General features: G+C 52.0%; 18 protein-coding genes. 8 read left to right on the top strand and 10 right to left on the bottom strand.

Going from position 1 to position 21,889, the window contains the following annotated elements; genetic code table 11:
- Positions 1 to 3 precede the first annotated feature (3 nt).
- Together ubiA and IB286_RS01360 are read right to left on the bottom strand one after the other, a co-directional pair.
- Positions 4 to 897 carry a 4-hydroxybenzoate octaprenyltransferase gene (gene ubiA, locus IB286_RS01365; protein WP_190761865.1) on the bottom strand — a complete coding sequence of 298 codons (894 nt, stop codon included), beginning with the start codon at positions 895 to 897 and terminating at the stop codon, positions 4 to 6.
- A 59-nt stretch (positions 898 to 956) separates the two neighbouring features.
- Positions 957 to 1,445, bottom strand: a complete 489-nt coding sequence (locus tag IB286_RS01360) for a chorismate--pyruvate lyase family protein (RefSeq protein ID WP_190761864.1) — start codon at positions 1,443 to 1,445, stop codon at positions 957 to 959.
- Between the two features lie 226 nt (positions 1,446 to 1,671).
- On the opposite strand from IB286_RS01360, the gene rd reads away from it, so the two are divergent.
- Entirely contained in the window at positions 1,672 to 3,042 is a 1,371-nt protein-coding gene (gene rd / locus IB286_RS01355; protein WP_190761863.1) for a rubredoxin, read from the top strand.
- 57 nt (positions 3,043 to 3,099) lie between these two features.
- Here the strand turns inward: rd and IB286_RS01350 are convergent, their stop codons facing one another.
- The 3 genes from IB286_RS01350 to IB286_RS01340 form a co-directional block, all read right to left on the bottom strand.
- Positions 3,100 to 4,362, bottom strand: a complete 1,263-nt coding sequence (locus IB286_RS01350; RefSeq protein ID WP_190761862.1) for a dicarboxylate/amino acid:cation symporter — start codon at positions 4,360 to 4,362, stop codon at positions 3,100 to 3,102.
- Between the two features lie 79 nt (positions 4,363 to 4,441).
- Complete coding sequence (locus IB286_RS01345) at positions 4,442 to 5,065, bottom strand: class I SAM-dependent methyltransferase (protein ID WP_190761861.1); 624 nt, start codon at positions 5,063 to 5,065, stop codon at positions 4,442 to 4,444.
- Positions 5,066 to 5,076: 11 nt separating this feature from the next.
- Entirely contained in the window at positions 5,077 to 6,480 is a 1,404-nt protein-coding gene (locus IB286_RS01340) for a sigma-54 interaction domain-containing protein (protein WP_223826037.1), read from the bottom strand.
- A gap of 186 nt (positions 6,481 to 6,666) precedes the next feature.
- On the opposite strand from IB286_RS01340, the gene IB286_RS01335 reads away from it, so the two are divergent.
- From IB286_RS01335 to IB286_RS01315, 5 genes are all read left to right on the top strand, one after another.
- The gene (locus tag IB286_RS01335) at positions 6,667 to 8,025 is read left to right on the top strand and encodes a cytochrome ubiquinol oxidase subunit I (protein ID WP_190761860.1); all 1,359 of its coding nucleotides are present in this window, start codon (positions 6,667 to 6,669) and stop codon (positions 8,023 to 8,025) included.
- Between the two features lie 3 nt (positions 8,026 to 8,028).
- Positions 8,029 to 9,021 carry a cytochrome d ubiquinol oxidase subunit II gene (locus tag IB286_RS01330; RefSeq protein ID WP_190761859.1) on the top strand — a complete coding sequence of 331 codons (993 nt, stop codon included), beginning with the start codon at positions 8,029 to 8,031 and terminating at the stop codon, positions 9,019 to 9,021.
- A gap of 58 nt (positions 9,022 to 9,079) precedes the next feature.
- Entirely contained in the window at positions 9,080 to 9,976 is an 897-nt protein-coding gene (locus IB286_RS01325) for an MBL fold metallo-hydrolase (RefSeq protein WP_190761858.1), read from the top strand.
- A 79-nt stretch (positions 9,977 to 10,055) separates the two neighbouring features.
- Entirely contained in the window at positions 10,056 to 11,726 is a 1,671-nt protein-coding gene (locus tag IB286_RS01320) for a bifunctional protein tyrosine phosphatase family protein/NAD(P)/FAD-dependent oxidoreductase (RefSeq protein ID WP_190761857.1), read from the top strand.
- 2 nt (positions 11,727 to 11,728) lie between these two features.
- Positions 11,729 to 13,468 carry a SulP family inorganic anion transporter gene (locus IB286_RS01315; protein WP_190761856.1) on the top strand — a complete coding sequence of 580 codons (1,740 nt, stop codon included), beginning with the start codon at positions 11,729 to 11,731 and terminating at the stop codon, positions 13,466 to 13,468.
- A gap of 59 nt (positions 13,469 to 13,527) precedes the next feature.
- Here the strand turns inward: IB286_RS01315 and IB286_RS01310 are convergent, their stop codons facing one another.
- Positions 13,528 to 14,976 carry an SLC13 family permease gene (locus IB286_RS01310; protein WP_190761855.1) on the bottom strand — a complete coding sequence of 483 codons (1,449 nt, stop codon included), beginning with the start codon at positions 14,974 to 14,976 and terminating at the stop codon, positions 13,528 to 13,530.
- Positions 14,977 to 15,053: 77 nt separating this feature from the next.
- Here IB286_RS01310 and IB286_RS01305 point away from each other — a divergent pair, with 77 nt between their 5' ends.
- Complete coding sequence (locus IB286_RS01305) at positions 15,054 to 15,881, top strand: ATP-grasp domain-containing protein (protein ID WP_190761854.1); 828 nt, start codon at positions 15,054 to 15,056, stop codon at positions 15,879 to 15,881.
- 177 nt (positions 15,882 to 16,058) lie between these two features.
- Here the strand turns inward: IB286_RS01305 and IB286_RS01300 are convergent, their stop codons facing one another.
- From IB286_RS01300 to glmU, 3 genes are read right to left on the bottom strand one after another with little or no spacing between them, the layout of a single operon-like run.
- Entirely contained in the window at positions 16,059 to 17,240 is a 1,182-nt protein-coding gene (locus IB286_RS01300) for an acetyl-CoA C-acyltransferase family protein (protein WP_190761853.1), read from the bottom strand.
- 15 nt (positions 17,241 to 17,255) lie between these two features.
- Positions 17,256 to 19,085 (bottom strand): glutamine--fructose-6-phosphate transaminase (isomerizing), encoded by a 1,830-nt coding sequence (gene glmS / locus IB286_RS01295; RefSeq protein WP_190761852.1) that lies wholly within the window; start codon positions 19,083 to 19,085, stop codon positions 17,256 to 17,258.
- Positions 19,086 to 19,133: 48 nt separating this feature from the next.
- Entirely contained in the window at positions 19,134 to 20,501 is a 1,368-nt protein-coding gene (glmU, locus tag IB286_RS01290) for a bifunctional UDP-N-acetylglucosamine diphosphorylase/glucosamine-1-phosphate N-acetyltransferase GlmU (protein ID WP_190761851.1), read from the bottom strand.
- Between the two features lie 104 nt (positions 20,502 to 20,605).
- On the opposite strand from glmU, the gene IB286_RS01285 reads away from it, so the two are divergent.
- On the top strand, positions 20,606 to 21,367 hold the full coding sequence (locus IB286_RS01285; protein WP_190761850.1) for an SDR family oxidoreductase: 762 nt from the start codon (positions 20,606 to 20,608) through the stop codon (positions 21,365 to 21,367).
- A 71-nt stretch (positions 21,368 to 21,438) separates the two neighbouring features.
- Here the strand turns inward: IB286_RS01285 and IB286_RS01280 are convergent, their stop codons facing one another.
- The gene (locus IB286_RS01280) at positions 21,439 to 21,864 is read right to left on the bottom strand and encodes a F0F1 ATP synthase subunit epsilon (RefSeq protein WP_190761849.1); all 426 of its coding nucleotides are present in this window, start codon (positions 21,862 to 21,864) and stop codon (positions 21,439 to 21,441) included.
- Positions 21,865 to 21,889: the final 25 nt, after the last annotated feature.

Here is a 21,889-nt window from a genome sequence, read left to right as displayed (position 1 = left end):
TCCTCACGCAAACCCCATTTCGACAAAGGCATAGTGCAGAAAAATACCCACAAATATGGCGGCACCCACATAGTGGTTATTTAGAAAGGCGGTGAAGCAGGCATCGCGATCCCGATGCTGAATTAATTTCTGCTGATAGATAAACAAGGCCGAGGCTGCCATCAAACTGGCGTAGTAAATAAAGCTCAATTCAAAGCGAACACCGACCAGCACCATAATGCCGATTACGGAAATTTGTAACAGACCGGTTATCGCCTTGTCGTCATCACCAAACAGAATCGCCGTGGACTTAACACCAATCTTTAAATCATCTTCACGATCAACCATGGCATAGAAGGTATCGTAGGCCACCGTCCACAACACCACCGCCGTATAAATCAGCCATAAACTGGCCGGTAGCTCACCGCGTTGAGCGGCAAACGCCATGGGAATACTCCAGGCAAAAGCGGCGCCTAAAGCAATTTGGGGCAGATGGGTATAACGCTTTAAAAAGGGATAGGTCGAAGCTAACAGCACCGCGACGACCGATAAAGCAACAGTGAGCCAATTGGTGAGCAACACCAGCAAAAACGATACGCCGCCCAGCACGGCAAACAGCGTTAGCGCTTCTTTTTCTGTCACGGCGCCAGTGGCGAAAGGCCGGCTCTGGGTGCGCTGAACAGAGCCATCGATATGGCGATCCGCATAATCATTAATCACACAGCCCGCCGAGCGCATTAAAAACGCGCCCAAGCTGAAAATCACCACCAACTTAAAATTGGGAAAACCCTCTGCTGCCAGCCACAATGCCCACAAGGTCGGCCACAACACCAAATAAGTGCCTATAGGACGGTCGACCCGCATCAGGGCTTTGTAATGGGGTAGCTGTTTTTTTAACTCAAGAAGACGGGGGTTCATTGCTCTACAAACGTGGGCCAGTTTGCCGGAAGTATATCAGCCCAATATTGAATGTCGCGCTATGACCAAGGCTCAAATGCCGGAAGAAAAATTTCGCTGACCATAATCGGCTTATCGGCCAATAAAAAACAGGAACGCCGCCCCCAAAGCTCTGCCGGCGTTTCTTTTTCGTTGATATTGATCCGCGCCTGTTCCGGCAACTCTGCCATCGGGTAGCGGCACAGCTCATAAGGCACCCGGCGCAAACTCGGATCAGTAAAAAGAATGTGGCCGAGCGGCCTTGAATCCAAGCCCCGCAGCCTGCGCAAATGCCCGGTTAATGAACGCGCCGGCAAAATACTGCGCGCATAAACCCACGGCTGACCACGGCAAATCAGCAAAACTTCACGGATAATTCCCCAGTCGCGATCCCCCAAGCCCAAGCGCTTGCGCTCAGAAAGCGTTGGCAAGCCCCAGTATTGCGCTAATACCTGCACCCGGAAATCACCTTCACTGGCGCGCACCAGATGCGCCGTTAAAGAACCGGTGTCCAACAGGCATTTTTGCAAACCGCTTTCAAACCTTGCTCCTACAAACTGGGTATAAGGCCGCCATCGGAGTGTATTCGGCTGGCGATGTGATGAACGACCTAGGTACAATGTGCGGCTTCCACGAATGATGAAACAAGCCCGGCGGGCGAGGGCGTCAGAATGCGCAAAAGCGCAGACGCTTTCAAGCCTTACAGGCAACATGTTGTTTGCACACGCGCACGAGAATTAGATAAAGGAAAGCACCATGAGCAAGTATGAATGTATTGTCTGCGGCTGGGTTTACGATGAAGAAAAAGGCGACCCGGATTCCGGCATTGCCCCCGGCACCCGCTGGGAAGACATACCCGAAGACTGGCTGTGCCCAGATTGTGGCGTTGGCAAAGAAGACTTTGAGCTGATTGAAAGCTCTCCACTAGCGGAGACTCCCCACCACGAAGAGCCCAGCAGTGCCGAGAATACCCCCGCCATTGTAGTGATTGGCACCGGTCTGGCCGGCTATGGCCTAGTGAAAGAGCTGCGCAAACTGGATAAAGAAACGCCGGTAATCATGATTACCAGCGATGATGGCGCGGCTTACTCCAAACCGATGTTGTCTACCGGCTTTACCCGCAACATGGATGCCGCCGCACTGGTACAAAAAGATGCTGGCACCATGGGCCAAGAATTGGATGCCAGTATTTGGACCTCTACCAAAGTCACCAGCATCGACACCGACAAACAAATTGTGACCGTGGGCGATCAACAAACCCAGATTCACTACAGCAAATTGGTACTGGCCTTGGGCGCCGACGTTATTCGCCCGCCCATTGGCGGCAATGCCACGGAGTTTGTTTACTCCGTCAATGATCTGCTGGACTACGACGATTTCCGCAAAGCGGTTGAACGCAATAATGTGAAGAAAATCTGCATTATCGGCGGCGGCCTGATCGGCTGTGAATTTACTAACGACCTGCTGAATGGCGGTTTTGAAATCGACACCGTTGACCCTCTGGGCTACTGCCTGCCAACGCTGCTGCCAGAACAAGCGGGCAAGGCGGTACAGGCGGCGCTGGAAGAACAGGGCGCAACCTTCCATTTTGGCAAGCTAGTGACCGAAGTAAACAAGGGTGCCAATGGCCTGGAAGTCACCCTAAACAGCGGCGATAAACTTGCCTGCGATCTGGTGGTATCTGCGGTGGGCGTTCGCCCTCGTATTGAGCTGGCCAAGGAAACCGGCCTTGCGGTGAATCGCGGTATTGTCACCAATCGCCTGTGCGAAACCAGCGCGACCAATGTTTACGCGATTGGCGACTGCGCCGAAGTGAATGGCCACGTATTAGTGTACGTTGCACCACTGATGGCCCAAGGTCGGGCTCTGGCTAAAACACTGGCCGGTGAAGCAACCGAAGTCAGCTACCCCGCTATGCCGGTAGCCATTAAGACCCCGACTTGCCCAGTGAACGTGTCGCCGGTACCGCGCGATGCCGAAGGTGAATGGAGCATCGAGCAAGATGGCAATAATGTGGTCGCCACCTTCCGCGACCCCAGTGGCCAACTGCTGGGCTTTGCCCTGACTGGCGAAGGCATTAAACAGAAAATGGCACTGCAAAAAGAGCTGCCGCCGATTATGGCTTAAGGCTCAGCGATCAAAAATGGGGAGCATTTGCTCCCCATTTTTTTTATTTAAGGTTCCTTATCTAAGGAGAGTATCTTCACCCTCACTACGAGCAATCACCACCGCACAACAGGAGTCACTAAATACGTTTACTGCAGTGCGCAACATATCCAAGATACGATCGGTCACCAGCAATAGGCCGATGCCCTCCAACGGCAAACCGATAGTGCCGAGAATAACCGAGATTGCCACCAGACTCGCCGCTGGAATCCCCGCCACGCCAATCGAGGTTAACAAAGCCACCAATACCACGGTAAATTGCTGCATCAGGCTGAGATCTAAACCGTAAACCTGCGCAATAAACATGGCCGCCACACATTCATAGAGCGCCGTGCCATCCATATTCACCGTGGCGCCAAGAGGCAAAACAAAGCCACTGGTGCGGTGCGAAACCCCTGAGCGTTCGCGCACACATTCCATGGTCAGCGGCAAGGTTGCTGAACTAGAAGCCGTTGAAAACGCGGTAAGCATGGCCGGCGCCATCGCCTGATAGTGTTTAACGGGATTCACCTTGGCAATAAAGCGCAGCGCCAAGGGCAGCGCCACAAAGGTATGTAGGGCCAGCGCCAAGACCACCGCAATAAAGAATTTAAGCAGCGGAATAAACGCATCAAACCCGGTAGTCGCCACAGTTTTTGCAATCAGCCCGAACACGCCAATAGGCGCAAACTTCATCACCCACAGGGTAATCTCAGTCATGATATCCATTAGCCCCTGCCAAAAGTGGGTCAAGGTTCCCGCATAGGGCGAGTGACTTCTGGCGAGAAAAAAACCGAACAGCAAGCTGAAAAATATCAGGCCAAGCATTTGCCCATCGGCCGCCGCCGCGACGATATTGGTGGGAATCATGCGCTCAAAGACCTGCACAATATCGCTGGCACTGCGCCCTTCTACCTTGGCCAAGGTCGCCGCCAACTCTGGATCATCACCACTCAGGCTGTGCACCAGCTCTTGAGTGTCGCCACTGCCGGGCGCAATCACATTGACCACCGCAAGACCAATCAGAATCGCAATCAGACTACTGCCGGTATAAAACAGCAGGGTTTTGCCGCCAAGACGTTCGAGTTTGTCGCCGCCAATACCCGCCATGCCGCTAATGATGGATGACACCACCAAGGGCACAATCAGCATTTTTAAGGCATTGAGAAACAGCGTGCCGACAAACTCATAGCTGTCGGTAAGACGAATACCAAATAAGTGGGCATCGGCGCCACCGAGCACGCCAGCGAGGGCGGCCAAAACCATGGCGATGGCAATTTGCCAGTGCAGGGCAAGTTTCATATTGTGTTTACATACGTAGCTCAGGGGGATGGCAAACACTCTAGCCCGCGCTCCTCCCCCTGTGCAAGTCGAGGGCTAATTAAGACCCGTGACGGGCGCAGCCGTAATACATATAGCCAACAAACTTTGGTGCGCCGTGGGCATATTCATTATCCAGCGGGCTGAGCACAAAGCCCACCGACTCCAGCAGGGTGGCGATGGGCCGATTCAAGTGACAGCCGCCAGCAAATTTTTTCCACACCGGGGTAATGCGGTTCTGCCATTTGCCCACCTTTTCATCGGGGGATAATCCGTGCTCACAAAACAGCAGGCGCCCTTCGGGCTTGAGTACCCGCTGCATTTGTTTGAGCGCCGTTTCCCAGTCTGGAATCGTGCAGAGGGTGTAAGTCAGCACAATGGTATCCACGCTATTGTCTTCCAGCGGAATTTCCTCGCCCTTTAAACCCAACCACCGCACGTCTACCGGTGAAGCCTCCAGTGCTGGCTGGGCTTTGCGGCGCATTCCCTCGGAGGGTTCCAAGCCCCAGACAAACTCGACTTTGTCAGTATTGTAGAGCGGCAAGTTAATACCGCTGCCCATGCCGACTTCGAGCACTACGCCCTCGGCCAGCGGCACAATTTTTTCCCGAAACTCCATAGCCATCGGCATGGAGCAGGCCTTGTCGATCACATACGGCAGAATGCGGTTTTCGTAAAAGCTCATAACAACCCCTTTTATTGTTCAAGTTTTCTGTAAAGTGAGCGCACACTTATGCCCGCAATCTGCGCGGCTTTATCCTTGTCGCCCCGGCAGTGATCGAGCAGCTTATGCAAATACTCCCGCTCTTGGCTGGGCAGATCTAACCATTTTTGCTCGGCGCTATCCTCAAGCGCCGGGACAGAATCCAGCAGACAACGCTCGATCACGCTGGTGTCGATCACATTGGAATGGGCAAAGATAATCGCCCGCTCCAGAATATTTCTCAGCTCACGGATATTGCCGCTGAATGGGTGCCGACGCAGGCGGCGTACTACCGAGTCTGTCAGGCGGTAATTCCCTTCCGGATCGAGTTTTTTCAGCAGCGATTTTGCGATTAGCGCCAGATCATCACCGCGATCTCGCAAGGCTGGCAGCACAATGGGAAATACGTTTATCCGGTAATACAGGTCTTGGCGAAACTCGCCCTTGGCCACCAGTTCCGGCAAGTTTTTATGAGTCGCGCAGACCAGACGGAATTGCGCGCGCTTTACCTGAGTGCTGCCCACCGCCCGGTAAGTTCCGGTTTCCAATAAGCGCAACAGTTTAACCTGCATTCCCAGCGGCACATCGCCAATTTCATCGAGAAACAAGGTGCCACCATCGGCGCTTTCCAGCAGGCCCGGCTTATTTTGGCTCGCGCCGGTAAATGCGCCTTTCACATGACCAAACAATTCGCTTTCGAACAAGGTCTCGGTTAAACCTGCGCACTCTACCGTGACCAGCACCTTGTCGCGCCGGTCACTGGCGTCGTGAATCGCCTTGGCCGCCAATTCCTTACCCGTACCCGACTCGCCCAGCAGCAGCACCGAGGAGTCGCGGCTCGCCACAAGGTTTATCAAGTTGATCATCTCATTAAATCGCGGACTGCTGCCCACCATCTGCTGGGTGCTGAACTCGGCACTGGCAATGCTGACCGGCTTTAATAGCTCGACAAAATATTTAAGCTCACCGTTGCGGCCTTTAATCGGCAGCATTTCCACATCCACATGCTCGCGCCCTCTGGGCGTATTGTGAATGTGCAGCACCCGCTCTTTGCGACCGGAGCTTTTACAGGCGGAAAGTGGGCAGCTCTCTCCCGCCTGATCGCAGGGCACGCTATAGCCGTGAGAAACGCCGTAACAGCGCGCCGGATTGCCCGGTTGGTGCTCAATTTCACCAAAGGCATCGATATAGTGGCTATTGGTCGCCAGAATTTGGTAATCCGCCGAGACCAAAATGGCGGGATGCTCAAAGCCCTCCAGCATCGGCACCAATTCTTCAAACTGCTGTAGGCCCACATCGGATGCGATTGTGTCCATGAATTTCTCTCTAAATGGCCAGCCAAGCTCTGCCAAATTTGGCAAATCTGCCGCCAATTCTGGCAGAAAATCTGTCGCCATGTGAATCTCGATTTTCCAAAGCCCTTAAAATTTGAATTTATTCTTTTATTTATCAGCAGGTTAGCAAGGAAATTCACAAAACCCCGAAGCTGGCACAGGCGTTGCTCTTTATATATTAGATAGATTTGGAAATAAGTTTATTCTATTTTGAACTATAGGGAGTTTTCTCCTTTAATAAGGACCATCATGGACCCTTTTGTGCTCGCGCGAATTCAGTTCGCCACTAACATCAGCTTTCATATTTTGTTTCCAGCGATCTCCATTGGGCTGGCCTGGATTCTATTGTTTTTCCGCCTGCGATTTACCCAAACCGGTGATCGCGCTTGGGAATACGCGTATTTTTTCTGGGTAAAAATATTTGCCCTGACCTTTGCCATGGGTGTGGTCTCCGGCATTACCATGAGCTTTCAGTTCGGCACTAACTGGCCGGGGTTTATGGAAAAAGCGGGCAATATCGCCGGCCCATTATTGGGTTATGAGGTGTTAAGCGCGTTCTTCCTCGAAGCCTCCTTTCTCGGCATTATGCTGTTCGGCAAAGATCGGGTTTCCAACCGCACTCACTTAATCAGCACCTTCTTGGTCGCCTTTGGCACCACACTGTCGGCGTTCTGGATTTTGAGTCTGAACTCTTGGATGCAAACCCCAACCGGCTACCGAATTGAAAACGGCGTGATGTTTGTGGAGAGCTGGTGGGAAGTCATCTTTAATCCTTCTTTCCCCTACCGCTTTGCGCATATGTTGCTTGCGTCACTATTAACCAGCGCCTTCCTTATTTCTGGTGTCAGCGCTTGGCGCGCACTTAAAAATGTCGATGGCCCGGCAACGTGGAAAGTACTGCGCACCGGCGTTGCCATTGCGGCGATTGCGGCACCCATCCAAATTTTTGTGGGCGATTTACACGGCCTAAACACCTTCCATCATCAGCCGGCCAAAGTCGCCGCCATGGAAGCGGTTTGGGAAACCGAACAGGGCGCACCATTCACCGCTTTTGCTTGGCCCGATGCCGAAAGCCGCAGCAATAAATACGCTATTGAAATTCCCTACGCTGCCAGCCTGATTTTGACCCATGAACTTAACGGCGAAATCAAAGGCTTGAATGAATTTGAAGGCCAGCACCCACCAGTGCCCATTGTGTTCTGGTCATTCCGGGTAATGTTGGCCGTGGGCGGCTTAATGTTACTGGTTTCTTGGTGGGCCATGTACAGCCTGCGCGGCAACCGGGAAGCCGGACGCAATGTGCTGCGCGCCCTGTCACTGATGACCTTCTCCGGTTGGATTGCAGTTTTGGCCGGCTGGTATGTCACCGAAATTGGCCGCCAACCCTGGATAGTTCAAGGCATCATTTCGGTTAAAGACGTGGTTGCCGATCACAGCAGTGCCACCGTTACTGGCACCTTACTTGGCTATATCGCGCTCTACGGATTCTTACTGGTTTCTTATATTGGTGCGCTGCGCTATCTGTCGCAAAAACCCGCCGCATCACTGGCAATGGCACCTGCGGGATTCCGCCTGCCCGAACAAGCTAGCAATAAAGGGGAGGTGTAAATCATGGAATACTGGCTGCCAATTATTTATATGGGTGCAATGGGCTTGGCCCTGTTGGTGTATGTGATTCTAGATGGTTACGACCTTGGCGTGGGCATGTTGCTGCCGCTGGCCAATGATGCCGAAAAGGACACCATGATTGCCTCGATCGGCCCTTTCTGGGACGCCAATGAAACGTGGATTGTGCTCGGTGTGGGCATTTTGCTGATCGCCTTCCCCACCGCCCATGGCATTGTACTGACGCATCTCTATTTGCCCGTCACCATTATGTTAATGGGCTTGATGTTGCGCGGTGTGGCCTTTGACCTGCGCGTCAAAGCCGGTGATGCCCGCAAGGCAATGTGGAACAAGGCGTTCTTTTTAGGCTCTTTAATTGCGTCTATGGCGCAGGGCTGGATGCTGGGCTCGTTTATTACCGGGCTTGAAAGCACCACAACCAACTTAGCCTTTTCACTATTGATCGCCCTGACTCTGCCTGCGCTGTATTTACTCTTGGGCTGTGGTTGGCTACTGATTAAAACCGAAGGCAGCTTGCTCACCAAAGCGATTCACTGGGCGCGCAACAGTATGCTGCCCATGGGGCTTGGCCTGTTTCTGGTTTCGATTGCAACGCCACTGGTAAACCCAGCCATTGCCGAGAAATGGTTTAGCTTTCCTCAGTTTTTCAGCCTCGCACCGATCCCGCTGTTAACCGTGGCCTGCTATGGCGCTATTGCGTATCTGCTGCGTCAAGATAACTGGATTTACCGCGGTCACGGCTGGCTGTTATACGCCTTCACCGTGGGGATTTGTTTGATGGCAAGTATCGGCTTGGCTTACAGCCTGTTTCCAGACATTATCATCGGCAAACTGACCATCTGGGAGTCGGCGGCAGCAACGGAATCTCTTTTATTTACTTTGGTCGGGGTGGTGATAACGGTTCCAGCCATTCTTGGCTACACGGTTTTCGTTTATCGGATTTTCCGAGGCAAAGCGAAAGAATTGTCTTACGAATAAGGGGCGCGCTGTATCCGCCTATGCTAAAGCAGCAAATAATCATGACAGGAGACGCACAATGAGCGATGTCAGCAAACTGCAACTGGACTTATCCCACAAGCCTGAAGTGGTGGCTTTTTTTGACGAAGGCACCAATACCTTCTCTTATGTGGTCAAAGACCCGAGCTCCAACGCCTGCGCGGTGGTGGACTCAGTAATGGAACTGGATTACGCCTCGGGCCGCACCACGCTAAAAGGCGCCGATAAAATTATCGACTACATTCAGTCCAACAAGCTAAAACTGGATTGGCTGATTGAAACCCACGTTCACGCCGATCACCTTTCCGCCGCGCCCTATATCCAAGAGAAGCTGGGCGGCAAAATCGGCATCGGCAACCAGATTACCGTGGTGCAAGAAACCTTTGGCAAGATTTTTAACGAAGGCACCGAATTTGCTCGCGATGGCTCCCAGTTTGACCAATTATTTGAAGATGGCGATAGCTATCAAGTTGGCAATATGAATTGCTTTGCCATACACACCCCCGGCCACACACCGGCCTGTATGGTTCACGTTATGGGCGATGCCGGTTTTGTCGGCGACACCTTGTTTATGCCAGATGGTGGCACCGCCCGCGCCGACTTCCCCGGTGGCGACGCGCGCGTGTTGTATCAATCGATTCAACGGGTACTCACCCTGCCTGAAGAAGTTCGCCTGTTTATGTGTCACGACTATATGCCAGGCGGGCGCGAGGTCGAATACGAAACCACGGTTGGCGAAGAAAAAGCGAAAAACATTCATGTTCACACCGGCATTAACGAAGACCAGTTTGTGGAAATGCGCGAGACCCGCGATGCCACATTGGGAATGCCGCGTTTGATTCTGCCTTCATTGCAAATCAATATGCGCGCCGGTCACACGCCGGCACCAGATAGCAACGGTACGGTCTACCTGAAACTGCCGCTAAACTTGTTGTAACAAGAACCATTAATTCCACTATTGTTGGCAGCCTAGAACAAAAGCTGGCCAACGATGCAGACACATTGAGGGAAAGAACATGGAATTCAAAAAACTCGACGGCAAACTCACCGTCTCCGGTCAGATCAGCGCAAGCGATCTTGATGAACTCGCCGCCAAAGGAGTGAAGCATCTGATTTGTAACCGTCCCGACGGCGAAGGTTCAGATCAACCTAACTTCAGCGAGATTGCCCGCCGCGCCGAAGAACTGGGCATGACCACCCACTACCTGCCCGTGGTGTCTGGCAGTGTGACTGATGAAAATGCCGAGGATTTCGCCAAGGTGCTCAACAGTGCAGAAGGCCCCATTCATGCTTTCTGCCGCAGTGGAATGCGCTGCACCACCTTGTGGTCATTGGCCAATGGCAAAACCATGCCACTGACCGAGATTGTGAAAACCGCCAAAGAAGCCGGCTACGATATGACCGGCATTGCCGCCCGCATCGGCGGCAGTGAAAATCTTGGTGAAGGCAGTAGTTTGGCCAAATACGATGTGGTGATTGTTGGTGGCGGCGCCGGTGGTATTGCAACCGCATCCAGTTTGCTGGCGCGTCAGCACAATCTGAATATCGCGATTATTGATCCCGCTGACATTCATTATTATCAGCCCGGCTGGACTTTTGTTGGCGGCGGTATTTTCCGCCCCGAAGTGACCGCGCGCACCATGGCCTCTCTGATTCCCAACGGCGTTGACTGGATTAAAGCCGCCGTGGCCGCATTTGATCCTTCGCGCAATGCCGTCATTTTGGAAGGTTGCCGCCTAGTTCGCTACGACCGCTTAGTGGTTGCTCCCGGCATTAAACTGAATTGGGATGCCATTGAGGGCCTCAGCGAAACCCTGGGCCGCAACGGTGTTACCTCAAATTACCGCTACGATTTAGCTCCTTATACTTGGGAGCTGGTACAAAATCTAAAAGGCGGCAAAGCCTTATTTACCCAACCGCCAATGCCAATCAAATGTGCAGGCGCGCCCCAAAAAGCCATGTATCTGTCCTGTGACTATTGGTACAAGCAGGGCGTGCTGAACAATATCGATGTTGAGTTCTACAACACCGGCGCGGTGCTATTTGGCGTAGAAGCCTATGTGCCTGCGTTGATGGAATACGTTAAAAAATACAATGCCCAACTGAATTTCGGTCACCAGCTCACGAAAATTGATGGCGCCGCTAAACGCGCTTGGTTTGCTACCAAAGATGCCGATGGCAACGACACCACGATTGAGCGTGAATTCGACATGATTCACGTAGTGCCCCATCAAACTGCGCCAGACTTTATTCGCAGCAGCCCGCTAGCCGACGCTGCCGGCTGGGTCGACGTGGATCAAAATACCCTGCGCCACAAGTCTTTCGACAATATCTGGTCGCTGGGTGATGTAATGAATGCGCCTAACGCCAAAACCATGGCCGCCGCCCGTAAACAAGCACCTGTTGTCGCTAATAATTTACTCGCGGATATGGGCAAGGCCAAAGGTATTGCCCACTACGATGGTTACGGCTCCTGCCCGCTAACCGTTGAGCGCGGCAAGATTGTACTGGCGGAATTTGGTTATGGTGGCAAGCTGTTACCCAGCTTCCCTTCGTGGATTATCAACGGCCAAAAACCCACCCGCCTTGCATGGCTGCTAAAAGAGCGCTTCCTGCCGCCACTCTATTGGAAGGGGATGCTACGCGGGCATGAGTGGATGGCCAAACCAGTCATCGGCGAAGACTAAAAATGACGCAATTGAAACAGTACTTCCCCATTCTCGAATGGGGCCGGGTCTATAACAAGCAAACATTGATGAGCGATCTGGTGGCGGCGGTGATTGTCACCATCATGCTGATCCCCCAGTCGCTCGCCTATGCTTTGTTGGCCGGTCTACCGCCAGAGGTTGGCTTATACGCCAGTATTACTCCCTTGGTGGCCTACGGTATTTTCGGTAGCAGCCGAACCTTAGCGGTGGGCCCGGTTGCCGTCGCCTCATTAATGACCGCCTCTGCCGCCGGCGCGATTGCTGATGCCGGTTCCGCTTCTTATTTAGCAGCGGCGGTTTTAATGGCCGCAATGTCAGGTTTATTCCTGTTGATTATGGGCTTGTTGAAAATGGGCTTTTTGGCCAATTTTCTTTCGCACCCTGTTATCGCCGGATTTATTACCGCATCGGGGATTTTGATCGCCACCAGCCAGTTAAAACATATGCTAGGCATTAAGGCCCACGGTGAAAACCTACTGCAAATCGTGCAAAGCATCATTGCGCACATCGGCGATACCAATCTCTATACGGTCATGGTCGGGGTGCCGGTATTGGCCTTTTTGTTTTGGGTAAGAAGCGGCTTAAAACCCTTGTTAGTAAAAGCAGGGCTTTCCGACTTCAGCGCCAGTATGCTGTCTAAAACCGGGCCGGTTTTTGGCGTGGTCGGCACCAGTATCGCCGCTTATGTTTGGAATCTAGGCGAGCACGGCGTCTCACTCGTTGGTGAAGTTCCCACCGGCTTGCCCGGCTTTGTGATGCCTGATTTTTTCCATCCGGCATGGCGTGAACTTCTGGTTTCAGCGGTGTTTATTTCCATTATCGGCTTTGTGGAATCCGTTTCCGTGGGCCATACCTTGGCCGCAAAACGCCGTCAGAAAATTTCTCCGAATCAAGAATTAATCGGACTCGGCGCATCGAATATCGCCTCGGCCTGCTCCGGCGGTTATCCGGTTACCGGTGGTTTTGCCCGCAGCGTGGTGAACTTTGATGCCGGCGCCGAAACTCCAGCCGCCGGAATGTTTACCGCTATCGGCATTGGTTTAGCAGCGATTTTCTTCACCCCTTATTTGGCTTATCTGCCCAAAGCGACCTTGGCGGCAACAATTATCGTAGCGGTATTGTCACTGGTGGATTTTTCCATCATCAAAAAGACGTGGCAGTTTGCCCGTTCGGATTTTGTCGCGGTCATCACCACCATCGGTCTGACCTTGAGCCTAGGCGTTGAAATGGGCGTGGCCTGCGGCGTGTTCGCCTCTCTGGCGCTGCATTTATACAAAACCTCAAAACCGCATATGGCGGTGGTGGGAGAAGTACCGGGGACTGAACACTTTCGCAATATTGATCGCCACGAGGTATTAACCCACGAGGAAGTTCTGTCGCTGCGGGTTGATGAAAGCCTGTACTTTGCCAATGCCGGTTTTATTGAAGACCGCATTTACGCGCTCTTAGAGAAATACCCCAAAACCCGCCATGTGATTTTGATGTGTACGGCGGTGAACGAGATAGACCTCAGTGCGCTGGAGTCGCTGGAGTCGATCAATCACCGCTTAAAAGACAGCGGGATAAAACTGCACCTTTCCGAGGTCAAAGGCCCGGTGATGGATATGCTGCAGAAAACCCATTTTCTGTCCGAGCTAAATGGGCAGGTTTTTTTAACTCATCACTTGGCGGTAAACGCCGCCTTGAACGAATCTCGCTCTGGCAGCGACTGGACGATTTAATCGGTTTCCCTTCCCCCCGCCCGCAATCTTACTCTCCTAAGCGGCGGGGGCTTTTTTCCTCATAACCAAAACCCTGTCACCACTGCGTAGCTGATTGCGGTGACAACAAGCACGCCAACCAGATTTAACACCAAGCCTTGGCGCATCATCTCGGCAATTTGGATTTTGCCACTGCCAAAAATAACGGCGTTTGGCGGCGTGGCTACCGGCATCATAAATGCGCAAGAAGCGGCAATCGCCGCCGGAACGGTAAAGAGTAACGGGGAGCTATCTTGCGCAAGCGCAAAGGCACCGAGCAACGGCAGAAAGCTGGCGGTAGTGGCAGTATTGCTGGTCAGCTCCGTTAGGAAAATAATCATGGTGACCACCAAGGCCATCAATAACCACACCGGCCAGCCATCAAAACCCTGCAAACCCGAGCTTATCCAATCGGCTAGCCCCGAGGCTTGAATTGCCGATGCCAACGCCAGACCGCCGCCAAATAATAAAAGAATGCCCCAAGGTAAGCCCTCGGCTTCTTTCCAGTTTAATAATGCGCCACCACTGCCGGAAGGCATCAGGAATAGGCTTAGGCCCGCCAAGATAGCAATGCTGCTGTCGTTAATTCCCGGAATCAGCCCAGACAATAGCGGCCGGCAAATCCACAACAGAGCGGTAGCGGCAAATATTGCTAAAACCCGTTTTTCTGCTGGGCTCATGGCGCCCAAAGCCAATAATTGTTCACGCAATAATTGCTGGCTAGATGAGTTTTGCGATTCACTACATACCAGCAAAGGGCGACTCAACCACCACCAAGTAAAAACCAACATACTTGCAGCTACCGGCAGACCGACCAACATCCAGCTCGCGAAGCTGATGTCCATATTCAAACTGCGCTCTAAATACGCCGCCAACAGGGCATTGGGCGGCGTACCAATCAAGGTAGCGATACCACCTAAGCTCGCGCTATATGCCACTGCCAATAACAAGGCCGTGGCAAATTCGGACTTCTCCTGCCCCTCTAAACTGATCACTGATAGCGCAATAGGCAGCATCATAATGCTGGTGGCGGTATTGCTCACCCACATGCTTAAAAAGGCGGTTGCCAACATAAAGCCGGCGAGCTGTCGTCGCGGATTGCTGCCGGTTTTCAGCAAGATAAGTAAGGCCAAACGCCGATGAAGATTCCAGCGCTGTAAGGCAATTCCCAGAATAAAGCCGCCCATAAATAGATAGATTACTGGGTGGGAATACGCCTTGGCCGTGCTTTCTAAGGCACTGATTTCCAGTAGCGGAAAAGCCACCAGCGGTAATAAAGCCGTAGCTGGAATAGGGATAATTTCCAGCGCCCACCAACTAGCCATCCACAAAGCCAAGGCCAGGGTGTGCCAACCCTGATCCGACAAACTTTCCGGGCTGGGGAAAATAAAGCTCAGCAGTAAAAGTAGCGGCCCCAGTACTATTCCCGCAATGGGTTTGCGGGTACTTACTCCCGTAACCGAGCCTTCAGAATCGGTATTTTCCGTCATCCCCTGCCTCATAAATCTGCTTGACGAAAACGATCGCCAGCCCAAGAATAGCGCACCTTAATTTCCGGTCACTGTGAATGTCGTGGATCTCTTTTGATATTTTCCGCACCTTGGGTTTTGACAATACCCTGCTGTTAAAACCCAGCCAGATTTTCTCCCACAAAGAACAACTGCGCGAGGCCAAATGGGTGCTCTTTCCCGAGTACTGGCAGCTTAACACCTTGGTCTACGGATTAAAGGCGCGAGTGTTTCCCAGCGAGGCCAGCTATCGGCTTGGCCACAATAAAATCGAAATGACCCGCGCCTTTGAAGTGGTGGCCCCCGCTAATATTCCTTGGACAGAAATACGCGCGAATACCCAAGAAAATGCCGAAGAACTCTGGGGGCTGATGCAAACACCTTTTGTTGCAAAGCTGCCCAAAGCCGCATTGGGTAACGGTGTTTGGCTGATTGAAGATCGGCAAGCGTGGAGAGACTATGTCGCCAAAACCGATGTACTTTATGTTCAGGAGTACCTGCCCATCGACCGAGACATTCGCGTGGTGATTATTGGCGACCAGTGCATTGCTGCTTATTGGCGTCATCAAGCCAGTCGCGGTTTTTACAATAATGTCGCCAAAGGCGGCAGCATCGATCACAGCCCAGTACCACAAGTCGCGGTTGACCTAGCACTGAATCTCGCCCAACAGCTGGGCATTGATCACGCGGGGTTTGATATCGCCATGGTCGGCGGTCACCCCTATGTTTTTGAGTTTAACCGTCTATTCGGCAATCAAGGGATTGAAGGTGGCGACGTTAAAATCCGGGACGCGATCGTGGATTACCTAAACCGACAGTCGGTACCAACCGGGCCAAACTTCCCTACCCGACCGGTCACGCCAAGAAAACTACGAAGAGTGGCTTAACAGATTTTCTACAGAATCAAAGAACGAAAAGATAATGTCGTGTGCCCAAGCACACTCGAAGAAGCGTTTCGAGGCAGCGGCAGCGAGGCAAAAGCCGGCGAGAAAGCGGAATTTATAAATAATAAATGAGCAATTCGAGCTGGCTTTTAACGACGCTGCCGCAACGCAGATCGTTTCTTAGGCTCTTTCGAAGATGACAGCGATACCCTGCCCCCCACCAATACACATGGTAACTAACGCATACTTACCCTGAATCCGCTGCAGCTCATAAATCGCCTTAGTCGCGATAAACGCACCGGAACAACCTACCGGGTGACCTAGAGCAATCGCACCACCATTGGGGTTGGTTTTACTCATGTCTAAATCCAGAGCTTTGGCAACCGCTATCGCTTGCGCCGCAAATGCCTCGTTAGACTCAATCACATCCATATCAGAAATCTTCAGGCCGGCCTTGCTCAGCGCTTTCTGCGTAGCAGGAATCGGACCTTCTCCCATAATGTGATTGGGAACACCGGCAACAGCGTAAGACACTAAACGTGCAATCGGTTTTTGGCCCGCTTTGCTAGCCGCTTCTGCTGAAGCCAGCACCATAAATGCCGCACCATCGTTAATACCAGAAGCATTACCTGCGGTGACTGAACCCTCTTTTTGGAAAGCGGGACGCAGTTTGCCCAAGGTTTCCATGGAGGTGCCGGGCTTAACGTGCTCGTCGGTATCAAAAATAATATCGCCCTTGCGGGTCTTTAGCGTCACTGGCGCGATCTGCTCTTTGAAGTAACCAGCTTCAATTGCAGCGGCTGCACGGCGGTGAGATTCCACTGCCAAGGCATCTTGATCTTCGCGTGTGATATTCCATTTCTCCGCCAGGTTTTCAGCGGTAATTCCCATATGACCCACACCAAAGGGATCGGTGAGGATGGCGGTCATGGCATCAACCATGGTTACATCGCCCATGCGCGCTCCGTTACGCATATTATTGGACAGGTAGGCACCGCGAGACATTACTTCCACACCGCCACCAATACCGTAGTCGCAATCACCCAACATGATGTTTTGCGCGGTGGTGACAATGGCTTGCAGACCAGAGCTACACAGGCGGTTTACCGCCATTGCCACAGAGTCCATAGGCAGGCCGGCTTGAATGGCCGCAACCCGAGCCACATAACCATAGCGCGATTCTGTTGGAATACAGTTACCCACGGTGACGTAGTTGATTTGCTGGGCATCAACACCGGAGCGCTCGATTGCCGCCTTCATAATCTGGCCACCCAGCTCGTGGGGCTCGATACCGCTCAGGCCACCGCCATAGCTACCAATGCCAGAGCGCGTCGCGCTCAATACAACAACGTCTTGAGTCATATTTCTTTCTCCAGATTATTCAACAGTGACGGATTTCGCGAGATTTCGCGGCTGATCGACATCAGTGCCTTTCAAAATCGCCACATGGTAGGACAGTAATTGCAGCGGGATAGTATAAACGATTGGCGCGATCACATCTTCGGTATGGGGCAATTCCAAAATCTCTACCGCGTTGGCCGAGCTAAAACCGGAGTTCTTGTCGGCAAAAACAAACAGCTGCCCACCGCGCGCGCGCACTTCTTCCAAGTTGGATTTCAGTTTTTCCAGAAGCTCATCATTGGGCGCTACCGCAATCACCGGCATATCGGCATCGATCAGCGCCAGCGGGCCGTGCTTAAGCTCTCCAGCGGGATAGCTTTCGGCGTGAATATAAGAAATTTCTTTGAGCTTTAGTGCGCCTTCCATTGCCACTGGCCATTGGGCACCTCGCCCCAAAAATAGTGCGTGGTGTTTTTCGGCGAAGGCATTGGACATTTGTTGAATAGCCGAATCCAACCCAAGGGTTTCAGTAATCAATTGCGGCAGTTTATGCAGTGCCGCAACGATTTCTTGCTCTTGCTCCGCTTTGAGGTCGTGGTGACGACCCAAGGCGACCGTAAGTAACAGCAAGGCAACCAATTGCGTAGTAAAGGCCTTAGTCGAAGCCACACCAATTTCCGGCCCCGCCTCGGTCATCAGGAATAAATCCGATTCCCTAACCAAAGAGCTAAGCGCCACATTACAAATAGTCATGGTCGCTGAATAACCCAAGGTTTTGGCGAGACGCAAAGCCGCTAGGGTATCGGCGGTTTCACCAGACTGGGAAATGGTTACCAACAGGGTGTTGTTGTGGACTTTAAATTTGCGGTAGCGGAATTCGCTGGCTACTTCCACGCGACAGGGGACACCGGCAATGCCTTCAATCCAGTATTTGGCCACCATGCCAGCATGGTAGCTAGTGCCACAGGCAACTATCTGAACGTTTTCTACCTGCGATAAAATTTCGTTGGCACGCGCGCCCAATGCTTCCGCCAAAACGGTTTTACTGCCTAGGCGACCGGCCAAGGAGCGGCGAATAACGCTTGGCTGTTCGTAAATTTCTTTCAGCATAAAGTGGCGGTATTCGCCCTTGTCTGCTGACTCGGCCTTGGCATCAATGATTGCCAGCTCACGGCTTACCGGCTCGTTATTTTCATCCCAAATGCGGTAATGGCCTGCGGTTACTTCCGCGACATCGCCTTCTTCAAGATAAACAAAGCGGTCGGTCACTTGGCGCAGTGCCAATTGATCGGAGGCGATAAAGTTTTCACCAATACCCACCCCAATTACCAAGGGGCTGCCCTTCCGTGCACAAACCAAACGATCGGGCTGGCTGGCGTGGATCACTGCTAAACCATAAGCACCTTCCAAGTCGCTGATGGCCAGTTTGACGCAGTTCAGCAGGTCGCGGTGCTGCTCATAATAAGAATGAATCAGGTGGACAATGGTTTCTGTGTCGGTATCTGAAAGGAATTCATAACCCTTGGCGGTGAGGCGCTCACGCAGTTCAGCGTGGTTTTCGATAATTCCGTTGTGAACTAGGGCAATATCTTCAGAAAGATGTGGGTGGGCGTTTTTTTCTGCGGGAACCCCGTGTGTTGCCCAGCGGGTGTGGGCAATACCAGTTCGACCTGTAAGTGGGTGATGATCAAGCGCTTCGCCTAAAGCAGCGACCTTGCCAACACGCCGTAAACAGTTTAATTCTGTCGATTCAGAAATCACCGCCATACCGGCTGAGTCATAGCCACGGTATTCTAGTCTACGCAGTCCTTCCAAAAGGATTGCTGATACTTCACGCTGGGCAACCGCGCCCACAATTCCACACATATACACTTCCCTCGCCGACAAATTTAAGCTTTTTATCGGCTAATTATCTTATCTAGTTTTTTTCTCTGGACGTTGCCAACCACTTATATTGCGCTGACGACCCCGCGCAACTGCCAGCTCGCCATCTTCAACATTGCCAGTAAGTGCTGACCCCGCACCGACAGTGGCATCTTTGCCGATAACCACTGGAGCAACCAGTGAGCTGTTTGATCCGATAAAGGCCCGATCGCCAATTTCGGTCTTGAATTTATTCACCCCATCGTAGTTACAGGTGATGGTGCCCGCACCAATATTTGCCTGCTCACCAATCACCGCATCGCCGATATAACTCAGGTGATTGACCTTGCTGCCAAGTCCAATTTGCGCGTTTTTAGTTTCAACGAAGTTACCGATTCTGGCATCTGCCGCCAAAACCGTACCAGGCCGCAAACGAGCAAAGGGGCCGATATTGCAGTTTTCGCCAACAACCGCATTTTCCAACACTGAATTGGTTTTAATAACCGCACCGGCCGCTATGCGGCTATCACTAATCACACAGTTAGGCCCAATGTGAACGCCATCGCCCAGCACCACATCGCCTTCAAACACACAGTTGACATCGATAAAGACATCGCGACCAGTTTTTAATTCACCGCGAATATCCAGTCTTGCCGCATCGGCCAGACCGACACCAGCCTCGAGCAATTTTTCCGCTTGTACGCGCTGTAACTCGCGCTCTAGTTTTTGCAACTGGAGCTTATTGTTGACGCCCTCAACCTCGTACAGGTTTTCTGGTTGCAGAGTTTTGACCGCGACACCTTGTTCAACAGCCATGGCGATAATATCGGTAAGGTAATACTCGCCCTGGGCATTATCACTGGAAAGTTTTGGTAGGCAATTTTTTAGCAAGCTGGCAGACACCGCCATAATGCCGGTGTTCACTTCCTTGATTTCACGCTGAGCGTCACTGGCATCTTTTTGCTCAACAATGGCGATAACTGCATTTTCTGCATCGCGAACAATTCGACCATAACCCTGTGGGTTTGGCAGGTTTACGGTGAGCAGTGACATCGTCTGATTATCCACTTGCTCGACCATCGCCTGTAGCGTTTCGGCTTTAACCAGCGGCACATCACCGTAAGTAATCAAGACAACAGCATCATCCGCAATATGAGGCAATGCTTGCGCCACAGCATGACCTGTTCCTCGCTGATGCTCCTGCAAAACCCAAGAAAGCTTGCTGCCTTCAAAAAGAGACTTTACTTGCTCGGCGCCGTGACCAATCACCACATGAGTATTTTCTGGAGCCAGAGATTCTGCAGCATTAACTACCCAGCCCAGCATGGGTTTATTTGCTAGTCGGTGTAGCACTTTTGGCAAATCCGAATTCATGCGAGTGCCTTTTCCGGCCGCAAGAATAACAACGTCGAGTTTCACTCCTACCTCTTATTTTCTCTTAAATACGATGACATATTGAATGACTTTTAACTTGTACTGCAATGGTAAACAATGGCATTGCTAACAACCACATAGAGACCCGTATGAATCTCCACAATAAAAAAATTGCCATCACTGGCGCCGCTCGCGGTTTAGGTTTTGCAATGGCAAAACATCTCGGCGAGGCCGGTGCTATTCCCCTGCTCATTGATTTAAATCCAGAGCAATTAAATGACGCGGTTGATCGCCTTAAATCTTTAGGGATTGCCGCTCAGGCCTATACCTGCAATGTCGCCAATGAAGAACAAGTGGACCATTGCTTTAGCACCATAGTAGAAAATCATGGCCAGTTGGACGGCTTAATTAACAATGCCGGTATTTTACGCGACGGGATGTTGATTAAGGTAAAAAACAAGGAAATTGTCGACCGAATGAGCTTATCCCAGTGGCAATCTGTCATTGACGTCAATCTGACCGGGGTTTTTCTGTGTGGTCGCGCGGCGGCGGAACAAATGATTAAGGCCGGTAATCCCGGTGTGATCATTAATATTTCAAGCATTGCCAAGGCGGGCAATACCGGCCAAACAAACTACTCTGCGGCTAAAGCCGGTGTCGCGGCAATGGCAGTAACGTGGGCGAATGAATTAGCGCGTTATGGCATTCGCTGCGCCGCTATTGCCCCCGGTTTTATCATGACCGATATGGTCGCGCAGATGAAACCGGAAGCCCTTGAGCGTATGACTCAGCGTATTCCCTTGCGCCGCATGGGTCAGGTAGAAGAGATTGCCCATTCCGCCCGCTATATTTTCGAAAACGACTATTACTCGGGACGGATCATTGAATTAGATGGCGGCCTGCGGCTCTGAGTAAATCCCAGACATAAAAAAGGCAGCTTAATGCTGCCTTCGTCAAACCGAACAGAAATATTCTAATCCGATTATTTGCCCATCGTCTTGCGAATCTGCTGCAGGGTGCGCAGCTGTGCGGTGGCAGCAGCCAATTGTGCGGCCGCGCGGCCGTAATCGACTTCACCACTTTGATTCAACATGGCCTGTTGGGCTTCTTTCTGTGCTTCCAGAGCAGCGGCTTCATCCAGATCATCTGCACGTAGAGCCGTGTCTGCCAGAATGCTCACCACATTGGGCTGAACTTCCAGAAAACCGCCAGATACGTAATAGATCTGCTCTTCGCCACCGTCCATCACAACACGTACCGGGCCGGGCTCAAGTGAAGTCAGCAATGGCGCGTGACCGTAGGTCACACCCAGGTCACCCTGAATGCCATTGGCAACAACCAGCTTGGCGCGACCAGAGAAGATCTCTGCTTCGGCACTTACGATGTCACAGTGAATTGTCATAGACATATAGTTAGCCTCTAAGGCTGATAAG

This window comes from Spongiibacter pelagi (assembly GCF_014705705.1).
Classification (GTDB): domain Bacteria; phylum Pseudomonadota; class Gammaproteobacteria; order Pseudomonadales; family Spongiibacteraceae; genus Spongiibacter; species Spongiibacter pelagi.
This window is presented reverse-complemented; position numbering and strand designations above follow the sequence as displayed.

Coding starts and splice junctions, on each gene's coding strand:
- IB286_RS01350 (WP_190761862.1), bottom strand. CDS start 4,362: ATGAAACTTGCCCTGCACTGGCAAATTGCCATCGCCATGGTTTTGGCC.
- IB286_RS01325 (WP_190761858.1), top strand. CDS start 9,080: ATGAGCGATGTCAGCAAACTGCAACTGGACTTATCCCACAAGCCTGAA.
- IB286_RS01305 (WP_190761854.1), top strand. CDS start 15,054: ATGTCGTGGATCTCTTTTGATATTTTCCGCACCTTGGGTTTTGACAAT.
- IB286_RS01335 (WP_190761860.1), top strand. CDS start 6,667: ATGGACCCTTTTGTGCTCGCGCGAATTCAGTTCGCCACTAACATCAGC.
- IB286_RS01340 (WP_223826037.1), bottom strand. CDS start 6,480: ATGGCGACAGATTTTCTGCCAGAATTGGCGGCAGATTTGCCAAATTTG.
- IB286_RS01280 (WP_190761849.1), bottom strand. CDS start 21,864: ATGTCTATGACAATTCACTGTGACATCGTAAGTGCCGAAGCAGAGATC.
- IB286_RS01320 (WP_190761857.1), top strand. CDS start 10,056: ATGGAATTCAAAAAACTCGACGGCAAACTCACCGTCTCCGGTCAGATC.
- IB286_RS01310 (WP_190761855.1), bottom strand. CDS start 14,976: ATGACGGAAAATACCGATTCTGAAGGCTCGGTTACGGGAGTAAGTACC.
- ubiA (WP_190761865.1), bottom strand. CDS start 897: ATGAACCCCCGTCTTCTTGAGTTAAAAAAACAGCTACCCCATTACAAA.
- glmS (WP_190761852.1), bottom strand. CDS start 19,085: ATGTGTGGAATTGTGGGCGCGGTTGCCCAGCGTGAAGTATCAGCAATC.
- IB286_RS01345 (WP_190761861.1), bottom strand. CDS start 5,065: ATGAGCTTTTACGAAAACCGCATTCTGCCGTATGTGATCGACAAGGCC.
- IB286_RS01300 (WP_190761853.1), bottom strand. CDS start 17,240: ATGACTCAAGACGTTGTTGTATTGAGCGCGACGCGCTCTGGCATTGGT.
- IB286_RS01315 (WP_190761856.1), top strand. CDS start 11,729: ATGACGCAATTGAAACAGTACTTCCCCATTCTCGAATGGGGCCGGGTC.
- IB286_RS01330 (WP_190761859.1), top strand. CDS start 8,029: ATGGAATACTGGCTGCCAATTATTTATATGGGTGCAATGGGCTTGGCC.
- rd (WP_190761863.1), top strand. CDS start 1,672: ATGAGCAAGTATGAATGTATTGTCTGCGGCTGGGTTTACGATGAAGAA.
- IB286_RS01285 (WP_190761850.1), top strand. CDS start 20,606: ATGAATCTCCACAATAAAAAAATTGCCATCACTGGCGCCGCTCGCGGT.